The organism is Butyricimonas sp. Marseille-P3923, from assembly GCF_900184685.1.
Lineage (GTDB): Bacteria > Bacteroidota > Bacteroidia > Bacteroidales > Marinifilaceae > Butyricimonas > Butyricimonas muris.
On the sequence record NZ_FXXL01000006.1, the window covers coordinates 1,235,644 to 1,249,170 of the forward strand.

Annotated in this window: 10 protein-coding genes; all 10 read left to right on the forward strand. The window is 40.4% G+C overall.

The genetic code is table 11. From position 1 onward, the window contains the following. Positions 1-73 precede the first annotated feature (73 nt). Positions 74-760, forward strand: coding sequence for a hypothetical protein (locus tag CS948_RS10890; protein ID WP_099291693.1), 687 nt, complete (start codon positions 74-76; stop codon positions 758-760). Positions 761-834: 74 nt separating this feature from the next. Beyond that, positions 835-1,470, forward strand: a complete 636-nt coding sequence (locus CS948_RS10895; RefSeq protein ID WP_099291694.1) for a flavodoxin domain-containing protein — start codon at positions 835-837, stop codon at positions 1,468-1,470. 211 nt (positions 1,471-1,681) lie between these two features. Then, positions 1,682-3,946 (forward strand): DPP IV N-terminal domain-containing protein, encoded by a 2,265-nt coding sequence (locus tag CS948_RS10900; protein ID WP_176555015.1) that lies wholly within the window; start codon positions 1,682-1,684, stop codon positions 3,944-3,946. Positions 3,947-4,115: 169 nt separating this feature from the next. Next, positions 4,116-4,673 carry an RNA polymerase sigma-70 factor gene (locus CS948_RS10905; RefSeq protein ID WP_099291696.1) on the forward strand — a complete coding sequence of 186 codons (558 nt, stop codon included), beginning with the start codon at positions 4,116-4,118 and terminating at the stop codon, positions 4,671-4,673. A 73-nt stretch (positions 4,674-4,746) separates the two neighbouring features. Then, complete coding sequence (locus CS948_RS10910) at positions 4,747-5,907, forward strand: FecR family protein (RefSeq protein ID WP_099291697.1); 1,161 nt, start codon at positions 4,747-4,749, stop codon at positions 5,905-5,907. A 71-nt stretch (positions 5,908-5,978) separates the two neighbouring features. Then, a complete protein-coding gene (locus CS948_RS10915; RefSeq protein WP_255301960.1) occupies positions 5,979-9,632 on the forward strand; it encodes a SusC/RagA family TonB-linked outer membrane protein in 3,654 nt (1,217 codons plus the stop codon). Between the two features lie 11 nt (positions 9,633-9,643). Beyond that, the gene (locus CS948_RS10920; RefSeq protein WP_099291699.1) at positions 9,644-11,035 is read left to right on the forward strand and encodes a RagB/SusD family nutrient uptake outer membrane protein; all 1,392 of its coding nucleotides are present in this window, start codon (positions 9,644-9,646) and stop codon (positions 11,033-11,035) included. 14 nt (positions 11,036-11,049) lie between these two features. Then, positions 11,050-11,256: a hypothetical protein gene (locus CS948_RS10925; protein ID WP_099291700.1), complete on the forward strand. Its 207-nt coding sequence runs from the start codon at positions 11,050-11,052 to the stop codon at positions 11,254-11,256. A 21-nt stretch (positions 11,257-11,277) separates the two neighbouring features. Then, positions 11,278-12,564 (forward strand): hypothetical protein, encoded by a 1,287-nt coding sequence (locus tag CS948_RS10930; protein ID WP_099291701.1) that lies wholly within the window; start codon positions 11,278-11,280, stop codon positions 12,562-12,564. A 3-nt stretch (positions 12,565-12,567) separates the two neighbouring features. Continuing rightward, positions 12,568-13,515: a hypothetical protein gene (locus tag CS948_RS10935; RefSeq protein WP_099291702.1), complete on the forward strand. Its 948-nt coding sequence runs from the start codon at positions 12,568-12,570 to the stop codon at positions 13,513-13,515. Positions 13,516-13,527: the final 12 nt, after the last annotated feature.

The following is a 13,527-nucleotide window of genomic DNA, read 5'->3' on the forward strand; positions in this document are numbered from 1 at the left end:
GTCTATAGAGTCTATAAGGTCGTAAGGTCAGGCGTTATGGACTTTATGGATCTTACGGCTAAATTAATATATAATGAAGAAGAAGGATTTTATTGTTCTGGGGTGTGTGATTTTGTTTCTGCTCCCTTTTTTCGTGTCGGAAACGGTTTATTCCTTTTACAAGACGTTTAATGCCGAGCACGGTATGATTATGAGTTTCCTGAAATTTGGTATTCTGTCGACTTTCGGGGAGTGTATCGGGTTGCGTATCAGCGCGGGCGTTTATAATCGCAAGGGATTCGGGGTGTTGCCGAGAGCTATCGTGTGGGGAATCCTCGGGATGGGAATCAGTATGGCGATGACGATATTCGCGAACGGTGTTCCTGCGTTCTTGAAAACGATGGGGATGGAGAACGCGACGACCGTGATGGGAGAGGCTTTGTCCGGGCAGAAAGTGTTCGTTGCATTCTGTATTTCCGTGGCGATGAATACAATATTTGCTCCCGTGTTTATGACATTGCACAAGATTACCGATACGCATATATTGAGTCATGGCGGTACGTTGGCAGGTCTTTTTACCCCGATACAGATGGGTGAGATTATGGCAAACCTGAATTGGCGGGTACAATGGAATTTCGTGTTCAAGAAGACGATACCTTTTTTCTGGTATCCGGCTCACACGATTACTTTCTTGCTGCCGGGAGATACGCGGGTATTGTTTGCCGCTTTATTGGGTGTCGTTCTCGGAATATTGCTGGCGATCGCCACGCACAAGAAATAAGACGAATATAACTTTTAGACATTTTTGCCGTATAGTTTATAGTTGATACAATAATCACTATAAACTATATTTTTATGGATAAGGTTACAAGGAAAGGTAAAAAGGAGGTCGAAAGACAAGAAGAACCGTTGCGCTTGACTGCTGATCTTGAAGGAAATTATCTTTTGGATGAACGGACAAGTGAAATGAAGTGGTTAGGGATATTTTATTCCCCGGCGGGTGGAAATGTTCATCGGGTGGCTAAAATGCTGAAGAATAAAATCGGTGCCGGTAAAGTGGATATGTTTTGCGTGAATGATGTCCCCGCGGGGAAATTGTTGGATTACAAGAATATGATTCTGGTTTGTTCTTCTCTTGGCAGAAGTACGTGGGAACGGGAGCAGAGAGATCAATGGGCGAAGTTTTTCCCGCAGATGCGTAAGATTTCGTTAAAAGATCGTTTTGTCGCTCTCGTCGGGCTGGGCGATCATATCACGTATCCCAAGAATTTCGTGGACGGGATGGGATACATGGCAGAGTTGGTAACCGGACTCGGTGCGACTTTAGTGGGTAAAACCACCACGGACGGGTACGTGTACGAGGATTCGACAGCCGTGGTTGATGATCTGTTTGTCGGATTGCCTTTGGATGAGGATTTCGAGCCGGAGAAGACGGATGCCCGGATAAACAAATGGTTGGATATGGTGATGCCGGAGTTTGAGGGGGTATAGGTTTTAAGCTGGAAGTTAAAAACTAAAAAGCTAAAAACTAGAAGTGCGGAAAATACGTCAACTTTTAGTTTTTAGCTTTTAGTTTTTTAGTTTTCTTTGAACGGTGGGTATTGTTTTCATTAAAAATGTTTACTTTTGAGGCAAATGACTTCATGGTTTATTGGTCTTTACCGTGATGATCGTTATTTGTAAAACGCAAAATATTATTGACATGACGAGATGTATTGTATGGATACTGCTCCTCTTGATTGGGAGTAGTGTGTTTGCCCAAAAGGCTGATTTTAAAGCTTGTTCGAGGTATTCGGAAAAAAATCTAAAAAGTCGTATTCACAGTTTATCGGTTTATCCTTCATGGATAGGGAGGACGGATTTCTTTTGGTATTATTACACAACGGACGAGGGGATGAAGTATTATCTGGTGGATGCCGGGAAAGGGAAAAAGCAGGAATTATTTTCAATAAAGGAGTTTGCCGCTAAATTGGCTGAGTTGACAGGAAAGACGGAAGATGTGAAGAATCTTCGGTTGGCGGGTTTTCAATTTGAGGGAGATAATCCCTATCGTTTTACTTTTTCAAAATACGGGAAGAGTTTCGAGTATAACGTGAAGACCGGAGAGCTGAAGGAATTCCGGAAGGAAGAAGTCAAGAGAGAGTTCGAGAGGAAGATTTATTGGCAAAACTGGTCGCCTGACGGGAAATATATGGTATACGCTTACAAGCATAACGTGTATTTGCAGGAGAAAGACGACACGATGGCTTTTCAATTGACGACGGACGGGGAGCGTTCTTATTCTTACTCTTACCAGCGGGATAAGGATTCGGATAAGAAGGAGAGTGCTGCCATCACGTGGTCGGGAAATTCCAAGGTGTTTTATTGTTTGCGGCAGGATCGCAGAAAAGTTGAGGAGGGATGGTTGATAGATCATCTGGCACAGCCTCGTCCGACATTGAAATCTTATAAATTCCCGATGCCGGGGGAGAAACACGTGTTCACGTATGATTTGCATTTGTTTTACCCGGAGAAGAAATTGCATGTCAAGGTGGATATCGGGAAATATCCGGATCAAGAGGTGAAGATGATGCTTTTCGATTTAAAAAAATACCCGGATTATCTTTATTTCACGCGTAAAAGCAGGACGTGTAATCAAATGGATCTTTGCCGGGTGGATGTGAATACAGGAGAGGTGTTCGAGGTGATACATGAAGTGTGTGATCCTCATTTCACGGAACAATTGTTCGAGTGTCGTATTTTGAATGGTGGGGAAGATATTGTATGGTGGTCGGAGCGTTCGGGTTGGGGACAATATTATCTGTATAACAAGGACGGAAAGTTGAAGAATCGGGTTACTTCCGGTGATTTCGTGGCAGCCCGAATTTATGAGATGGATACGACAGGACGGAGTTTTGTTTTTGAAGGCTATGGGCGGGAGGAAAGTATTAATCCTGAGTACAGGCTTTTTTACCGGGTGAATTTTGATGGTTCCGGGTTCACGTTGTTAACCCCGGGTGACGGTTACCATTCAATAGATTTGTCTAAGAACGGCAAGTATCTGGTGGATAATTATTCAAGAGTGGATATGGCTCCGGTTGCAGAATTGAGGGATGCGCGAGGGCGTAAAATCATGGCGCTGGAGAAGACGGATTTGCGATTGTTGTATGAAACCGGATGGAAAGAACCCAAGAGGATAAAAGTGAAGGCTGCCGACGGGATCACGGATCTGTATGGGGTGATGTACCAACCGTTTAAGATGGACTCGACTCGTGGGTATCCTGTCATCGTGAATGTTTATCCCGGGCCACAGGAGAATCTGGTTCCGCAGGCTTTTAGTATTGATGATAACGGCAACGAGACATTGGCTCAGTTGGGGTTTATCGTGGTAAATGTCGGTTTCCGTGGCGGATGTCTCACGAGAGGGCGTAATTTCCATTGTTTCGGTTACGGGAATTTGAGGGATTACGCATTGGCGGATTGTAAGTTTGTTGTCGAGCAGTTGGCTGATAGATATTCTTATATAGATATCGATAAGGTTGGTATTTACGGTCATTCCGGGGGTGGATTTATGGCGGCAGCTTCTATTTTGACTTATCCCGATTTTTATAAAGTTGCCGTGGCTGCTTCGGGGAATCATGATAACAATATATACACGAAATGGTGGGGAGAAACTTATCATGGCGTGAAGATGAACGATAAGAACGTGTTTGAATCCAAGATTCCCACTAATATTGAATTGGCGAAGAATCTGAAAGGGAAGCTGTTGCTGATAACGGGGGACATGGATATAAATGTACACATGGCTCACACGATCCGGTTGGCAGATGCTTTGATAAAAGCGAACAAACGTTTTGATTTGATGATACTTCCGGGGGCGGATCACGGGTTGGCAGGCGATTACTACCTTAATTTGATAAGGTATTATTTCGTGGAGAATCTAATGGGACAGAAAATGGATAATATCAATATGGGGGGAGTGGATTGACTATGAATAAACGATCCTTTTTTGAGTTTCGATTAAATGAAGAGAACCTAAGACAAGTACAAAAATACTCTAATACCAACTATTTGATAATTAGTACAAATAAAAAATGATATATTTTGAATATTAATTAAATTCTTCGTATTTTGAAAACTCAAAAAAGGATCGTTTAATGACAAGAGAAAGTCACGGGAATATTGAATTTTTGAACGGGGAAGTGATTGGTTTTGAGTGCTTTTTTAAAGAGTGTTTTGCCAAGTATAACGCTTTCGCATCCCGTTTCGTGGATGATGTTTTCGTACGAGAAGATGTCGTGCAGGAGGCTTTTGTCGCTGCTTGGTCGAATCGTTCGGGACAATTTGAATCGGAATTGGGACTACACTCTTTTATGTATAAGATGATCCGGAATAAATGTATTGATTATTTGAGGCATGAAAAGGTAAAAGAGCGTTTTTCCAGTAAGTATTCGAGTGAACAGGAAATTGAAGAATATTCCATGCAGGCAATCATCGACGAGGAGAGTCGATTCTTGATTCATAAAGCGATACAAGCTTTAACTCCTCAGGTGCAAGCCGTGATTAAATTGCACTTAGAGGGGAAAAAGAATAAAGAGATTGCGGAGGAACTGGAAATTAGCGAGGCTACTGTAAAGTTTCACAAGTCTGTTGCCTATAAACGATTGTATCATTCGTTGAAGAGTTTAATCCTGTTTATTAGCGTGTTAAAATAAATTTCAAAAAAAATCAATTTTTCACCTATACTGTTTTCCATCTCAACCGTTTTTCTTTTAAACAGCAAAAGGAATGGAAGATATAAAACAGTATATAAGTGTAGCCAAGCTGATTTGTAAAAGGAAGCTTTTTAGGTTGAGCGATTCGGAAGAAAAGCTGTTAGATGCGTGGAGACAGGAGGCAGAAATAAAGGAGCGTGTGTTTTTGAATTTGCAGAATATCTCTGTCGATGAACTGGAGAAGCGTTACGAATTACCGGATGTGGATGAGAAATGGGAACATTTCAAAAAGATCCGTTCAAGGAAACAAAGACGATTGGCATGGGGTTTTGGTGTTGCGGCAAGTATCTGTTTGTTAGTGGCGGTTGCTTTGGGATACTGGACGCAACGTCCCGTTGAGAAAAAATCATTATTGGTGGAAAACGAACGTCCGAATCGTGTCCGTCTTATCTTGTCAACCGGGGAAACGGTTGATGTTTCTGCCGAGTCGGAGAAGATCGTTGCTTTGAACGAGGGAACAAAGCTTTACATGGAAGGGCATTTGAAATATGTACATGATTCTGTACCCGTGAAAGAATTGGAGTATAATGAGTTGATTGTTCCGCGGGGGACATTTTATCATTTAGTGCTTTCTGATGGGACGAAGGTGTGGTTGAACGCGGATTCCCGGATAAGGTATCCGATAGCTTTCGGCAGCGCGGAGCGTAAAGTGGAATTGTACGGAGAGGGGTATTTTGAAGTGGCGAAAGAGGAAGGACGACCTTTTATCGTGAACACGGATAGGATGGATGTTCGGGTGTTGGGAACAACTTTTGACGTGAATACCTATGAAGATCGGGGGATGGTGTATGTTGTCTTGAAGGAAGGGCTTGTGGAAGTGGTGGCGGGAGGAAACAGCTCTCGGATTATAACTCCCGGATATATGGCATTATTGGATGTAAGTGATCCCCGGGGACAGATACAAGTGGAAAAGTGTGATGTGGATGTGTATACCGCATGGAAACAAGGAAGTTATAGTTTTCGAAATATGCCGTTGACAGAGATACTAAAGCAAGTGACAAGGTATTATGATGTAACGATTGTGTACGAGCAAGGATTTGAGGAGGAGTATTACACGGGCGATATATCACGGGATATTTCCTTGGAGTCGTTGTTGTCCGTGATAGAGGCATCAACATCCGTGTCATTTAAAGTGGAACGCAAAATGGTTTATATACAAAAGAAAAGAGATTAGGCTAATTGGTCTTTTCCTAATCTCTTTAACGCAAAATGTTATATAGACATAACATACAAATATAGATAAAAATGATGGTAGAAAAGTTTTTTTTCAGGAAATTCAACAAGAGTTGTGCTTTTTTGGTATTGCTGTTGTTCGCATCAAGTCCCCTTTGGGCGGGACACGTGTCGGAAAAGATTACATTGAAGGTAACGAACGAGAAGTTGGTAAAGGTGCTTGAGGAGATTAAACGTCAGTCCGGGTACAGTTTCATTTACAACGAGAAGTACGTGAAAGATTTAGGCGGGATTACCGTGGATGTAAAAGAAGTATCGTTGGATAGTGTGATGAAGCTGGTGTTGAAAGGTACGGATTTACGTTACCGGATACAAGATCGGATTATTATGTTGGAAAAGGTATCTTCGGATGATGCCGTTCAAAAGTTTAAGGTTATCAAGGGTGTGGTGAAAGATGATCGGGGAGAGCCATTGCCGGGTGTAACCGTTTTGGTAAAGGGAACCACAATCGGCGTATCGACAGATGCCAATGGAAATTTCGCTTTGAATATGCCGGAAGGTTATTCCATTTTGCAGTTTTCTTTCATTGGTATGGAAACAAAAGATGTGAAGTTGGTAGAGGATCAAACCGTTGTAAACGTGGATATGAAAATGACCGTGGGGGAGTTGGATGAGGTCATTGTTTCTACCGGTTACACGCAGACAACGCAAAAACGGACGACAGGTTCTGTGGCGGTAGTCGGTAGAGAAGTTTTCGAGAACAGGGTACCCACGAGTATCGACCAATTATTGCAAGGTCAAGTGGCAGGAGTCAGTATCGTGGCTAAATCCGGACGACCGGGAGAATCCGCAAAGATTCGGATCCGGGGAACAAACACGCTTACCGGGGATGCCGAGCCTTTGTGGGTAGTTGATGGGGTACCTTTGCAGCGCAATATCCCAAGTATTAGAGGGGGGCAGATTAAAGCAGGAGATTTTAATGATATTTTTGCTAACGGTATAGCGGGAATAAACCCGAACGATATAGAAAATGTAACTATATTGAAAGACGCTTCTGCCGCTGCAATTTATGGTTCAAGAGCAGCGGGAGGTGTGATCGTTGTCACAACAAAGAGGGGTAAAGCGGGAAAAATGTCTGTTAATTATTCTGCAAACTTTTCTGTCGTGATGAAACCTCAGCGTGATGGTAATTTAATGAACTCGAAGGAAAAATTGGCTTGGGAACAAGAATTGTGGGATGAGTTTTCAGTAAAGGGATATAATTCTCCTGAAGAAGATAAAGAATGGTATCCGGTGATCGGTATTGTTGGAATGTTGCGTGCCAATAAACTAGGGAAGGATGGTAAAGTTTGGACAGATGAAGGTTTTGAACCCATGAATACGGCGGAGCAGGATGCATATATTGCCGATTTGTCCAAAACAACAACGAATTGGTTTGATGAATTGTTCCGGACTGCATTTTCTATGAATCATTACCTTTCCATGTCCGGAGGGTCGGATATTGCAACTTATTATTTGTCTTTAGGATATTCCAAAGATAACGGGATTTTAAAAAAGACTTCTTATAACCGGTATAATGTATCGGCGAAAATGAATCTAAAACCTCATGCCCGGGTTACAGTGGATTTTGGGGTTGATTTTTCACAACAGAAATCAGATGGCTCTTCTTTAAATGTGAATCCATTTCAATATGCTTATTTTGCAAATCCTTACGAGAAACCTTATAATGAAGACGGGTCATATCGTCCGGACTATACTTATTTTAATTTGAATCAGATTAATGGTGGAAGAGAAGCGATACTCCCGCCGAATGGCTATAATATTATGCGGGAAATTGATGAAACTTCAAGTGTCGCAGAAGATTATTCGGCCAATTTGCAATTAAACCTGAATTACACGATTTCATCAAAATTCCGTTTTTCTGGTTTGGTTTCTTATAGTTTTATAAATAATAAGTCGGATAATATTAATGGAATTGAAACTTATGCGGCTTTTGTGGATAAACCGAGTGTTTTGGATGGATGGAATAGCCGGAGAACGTATGGTTCTATCACCCAAGCGTCTGCTAATAATACAAATTATAGTGCGAGAGGACAGTTGAATTATTCGGATATTTTTAATTCGATACATCGATTGCAGATTTTAGCGGGGGTAGAAATTCGAGGTTCAAAGGCAAAGAGTATTCAAGAAAAGCGATATGGCTATGACCCTGTTACAGGTAATTCATCTACTCCGGCTCCCGAGAAGAAAGGGGAGCAGGTGGACTATACAGAATTGGTAAGCATGTCTACTTTTATAGATGGACTCTCGGGGCAAAGCATAGAAGAAACTCGTTTCGCATCATTTTATGCTTCATTGGATTATAGCTTGTATGATAAATATATTGCCAGTCTTTCTTTTCGGACGGATGGTTCCAATAATTTTGGTAGTGATGAGCAATTTAACCCGACTTGGTCTTTGGGATTGGCATGGCATGTCGGGGATGAGTCTTTTATGGATAGATTACGACCTGTGTTGAGCCGATTGAAATTGAGTGTAGCCATGGGATACACGGGAAACGTGAATAAAAGTGAGAAGCCAGAATTAATCATGTATTATTCAACATCTTATAGAAAAACCGAAACTGAAAATTTACGGATTGGTAATGTAAGGGCTGCCCCTAATCCGCATCTACGTTGGGAAAAAACACGAGATATGAAGGTCGCTTTGGATTTCGGACTTTTCGATAATCGGATTAATGGATTGGTAGAAGCTTACTATCGTTTAAGTAAGGATCTGGTAACTTCAGTTACAGTTCCATATGTAACCGGATTCTATAATCAGGGGTATAATACTTCAGAAATGGAGAATAAAGGGATTGAGGCTACTTTACAAGCGGTTGTTGTGAAATATAAGGATTTTAAATTTAATGTTTCTGCGAATATTGCTTGGAATGGTAATAAATTGAAACGTTATACCTCTCCTATTAGTTATGTTGCAAATAATGTAGTGGGTTACCCACAGGGAGCCGTTTTTGCAGGAAAGTCACTAGGTATAGATCCTCAAACCGGGTTATATAAATATAAATTACGCTCGGATGCAGATATACTGAAGCCATCAGATTTGAGTGATGTGAATAATTATATTTTTTATAAGGGGACCATGACAGCTCCTGTGACCGGAGGTTTCAATTTTAATATTTCATATAAAACACTTACCTTGAGCGTCGGAGGAGTGTACTCGTTAAATGGAAAGATTGTGGATGAAATAACTTCTCCGGTGAGTTATAATACATTAAGTGCTGGAACTTCAGCTGGAGAAAAAATTCCAACGAGTCAAAATGATTTGTATGTAAATCATTTAAATGTACGAAAGGATGTAACCAATCGTTGGACTGAAGAACGTAGGACGGGAGTGAAATATCCCAGAATTATTGATTATTACAAGGCTCTTACTGATCATGACGGGAAACCTCTTAATTATAGTTTGATATATCCAACTTCAAGTACTATTACGCGAGCATCTATGATGGAGAGTCTTTCTTACTTAAGAGTAAAAAATATGTCATTGTCTTATGCTTTGCCACAGGATGTAGTAAAAAAGATGGGAGTGTCTTCATTGAGTTTCTCTTTCATTTTGACGAATTTATTCACGATAACGAATTATTCGGGGATAGATCCGGAAACACCGGGAGCGACTTATCCTTTGGCTCGTTCCTGTTCGTTTGGACTTAGTTTGGGCTTTTAATTTGTACGATTATGAAAAAGATAAAATATATAAGTTTAGTGATGATGGTATTTTTTGCATGTGTTTCTTGTAAAGAATATTTGGACATAAAACCTAAAGGAGAGGTGATCCCCAAAACTGCAGAAGAGTTTGCAGCTTTGTTGAATGGCCATTTGGAAGAAATCGATAATGGTTATGACGAATATATTTTGGGGAATGCAATGGAAAAATACGAATTTGAATGTTTTGGAGATAATTTGGAAAATAGTTTGACCAAAAACGTGACCGGAATGGGTGCGGTTCCGAAATATATAGGGGATAGACTGAATTCGTTTAGAACACAATATAGTAAGTTATATGTCTTAATCAGGTCATGTAATTTAGTTATCCACGAGATGAAAGAAGATGACACTGATATGGCAAACGCTTGTTATGCTACGGCTTATGCCATGAGAGGAATTGCTTACTATAATCTGATGCGTCTTTTTTGCGAACCTTATAATAAAGAGAAGGCGGATGACCAGTTGGGGCTTTCTATTGCAACGCGCTTTGATATGGAGGCTCGTCCCAAACGCTCTAGTTTGCGAGAGGTGGCATCGCTTATCGAGGAGGATTTGAAGAAAGCGATTTCTTACAATTCAAAATCAGAAATCTTTCGTTATACTGTGGATGTCGTGAAAGCATATTTGGCGAGGTTGTATTTCTGGACGCAAAATTGGGAACAAGCAATCCCTATTGCTAAGGAGATTTTGGATGCTTACCCGTTGGTTGAAGGGATAGCATATACGGATATGCTGTCGGCACAACATGCCCAAAAGGGGAATATTCTTTTGCGGGCATATTTATATTCAAATTCAAGTGGCGATCAAAATTATAAGTCGGCACAAGGGTATTTGACGGTAAAACCTATTAGTAAGCGGTTTGTTGATTTATTCGTGGAAAAAGACAAAGATATTCGTTATGCGTTTTCATTTGATAATAAGCGAGTAGCAACGAAAGTACCGATGGCTTGTGTCAGAAGTGCGGAAATGTGTTTGATTTTGGCTGAATCACATGCTTATTTGAATAATACGAAAGAGGCCCTTGAATATTTGAATCTGCTTCGTTCGAAACGAATATCGGATTATACGCCTTATACAATGGGAAATTTGCCTGCCGTGGATGAAAAAGCTCTGGTTCGTGAAAATGCAGAGGGAAAAGCTTTTACACCTCTGTTGTGGGCGATACATGTTGAACGGCAGAAAGAATTATTTATGGAGGGAGATCGTTGGTTTGAATTGAAAAGGAATGGGTGTCCTGAATTTTGGTGTGCCAAAGATGGTTTTAAATACGAAACAAAACAATTTATGTATACGGCTCCAATCCCTTCGCAAGATATTGATTTGATACCGGGTATGATTCAGAATGAAGGATACGTGAAATAAAAAAGGAGGTAGTTATGAGAACAAGAATATTATTGGGATGTTTAGGATTTATGTTATTGATTTTTTTAGGTGGATGTGATAAACCGGATGGAGAGCCCCCTCGCATATTATCCGAGGGGCAGGATTACCAACTGCCGGAAATAAAACTTCTAACATTGGAAGAACGGGAAGAAATCCGCTTGTTGAAAGAAGAATACAAGAATGCGATTAAAGACTTGTAATTGTTTAAGATATAGCGAAATATGATGAGAAATATATTTATATTGTTTATTTGTCTGACCTTTTCGACGTGCTTTGTTGCATGTCATAGTGATGATAAGGAGGAAAAAGGTCCACAATTGGCTTTTTCACAATTGATTTATACATTGGAGGCTGAAAATCCTTTGGAAATAGAAGTGCAAGTTTCTGAACCTGTGCAAGTAAATACCTCTATAAAATTTAATATACGAGGGGCTGCCATACAAGGTGAAGAATATGAACTTTCAGCTGATGAATTCGTGATTCAGGCAGGAGAGAGTAAGGCGACTATAGCGGTAATTCCTAAAAATAATTATGATGCAGGAAAGACAATAAAGTTAGAATTGTTTCCTGTTGAGGGATATATATTGGGAGAGTTTAGTTTTACATTGATTGAAGTGCAGACAAAAGGACAGTTAATTTGTTCTTTTGCCGAGGAAAATTATGTGTTACCGGGAGAGATCACAGTTCGGATGGATGTAAAAGATGCAAATACCGGTAAATATTTTTCAGCAAATACGGATACTAAAATTCCTTTTATTGTCGGAGAGAATTCGACGGCGATAGAACATGTACATTACGAATTTGTAGATAATCTCGATAAGGAATTTGTTGTCCCGGCTAAGAGAAGTTATGGTACGATAAAAATTAAATTTTTAAAGTGGGAAGAAGGTAAAACAACTTTGTTTCTACTCGTACCGGAGGGGAGTAATCGTTTTTTGCCTGGTGATGTTGACCAAACGGAGGTTTATATAAAGGGAATGACAATGCCGGATCGCTTGGAAGGAAAGTGGGCTTTTAAAGAGGCAACATCAATAGATTATTTGAGAGTAAATAATTGGTACGGAGGACCGGAAGAGGTTGAGCATTTACCGGAAAATAATCTGCCAACCGATATGTTAGAGTTTGTAAATGGCGGAACTCAATTGAAAGTGCATGCAACAGGAGATATGGCACATTATTTTAGAGATTGTAATGTGAAATTCTTGAAAGAGCAACAATTGTATCTGTATGAATCTGCTGGAATCGGTAGACCGCCTCTTGTAACGGCTTCTATGTTTGAATTAAGTCAAGCAAATGTAAACTTCTCCGGGGCACATGAAAAGCTTAGAGCTGTTCAAGTAGGATTCAGGTTATTGGAGGATAACGAAACATTAGAAGTTACAGTTTTGGATTATGAACCTACGGACTTCTTATATGATACATATGAAAGTTGTGCTGCCTACGCTCAAGAGGGGGAGTTCCCAATGGATTTCCACATGGTTCGATATCATTTTACAAAAGTGAAGTAACAGATGAAGTGGGGTATATTTTTATGGATTGCATGCCTGTGGGCGTGCAATCCTAATAATGAAGTAAAGATTGCGGGAGATTTACTGAATTATAAAGGAAATAAGTTGTTTTTTGAGATTTGTACTCAAGACACAACGATATCAGTGGTGTTAGACAGTACCGGTTTTTTTAAGGTGCAACTGCCTTTAAAAGAGGCTGGATATGTGCGGTTGGTGAATGGTAAAGCTGCCGTGCCTCTTTATTTGAAACCGGGGGACGATGTTAAAATAAAAATGGATGTGAAGAGAGTACAGGAAGGGAATTATGAGTCCGTTGAATTTCCCGAAGGAGATCGTGCGGAAACACGTATGATGCTTGATTATTACGGGAAACAATGGTTCCCGTCAACACAAGAGATGTTCGTGTTACCACCCGTCGAGTTTAAAGAGATGATGGATTCTATCGTGCGATATAATGATGCGATAATTTCCGAATTCGTGAAGAAGAATCCTTGTGATCCGGAATTCGTGCGTTTGTTTCGTATTCAGGTGAAAGTCCCTTTGGCTGCTTCTTATTTTTATTACCCTATGTACCATTCTTTATTGAATCGGGAAGATCAAAGTGAGGAACCCGATGATTTCAATATCTTTGACAAGACACTGCCCAAGAATGATATTGAGGTCTATCGGAAAGTGTATCGCTATAAAGTCTACGAGGTTTCCTATTGGAATAATCTGTTAGGGGGAAAATTGGCAGACCTGATGAGCGAGCCAGTGCAATTCGTGAATGCCTATATTGACGAGTTGAATAAATTAGGTTTGAACCAACAGATTCGGGATGATATCGGGAACAATTTTGTAATGCAGTATTATAAAGAATTGCCGACGGAGGCTCAGAATGTTTTAAAAGACAGGCATAAAGAAGTTGTCGAAAATGTAAAATACCGTTCTGTGATAGAGAAAATGATCTAGGAATTTTCAATT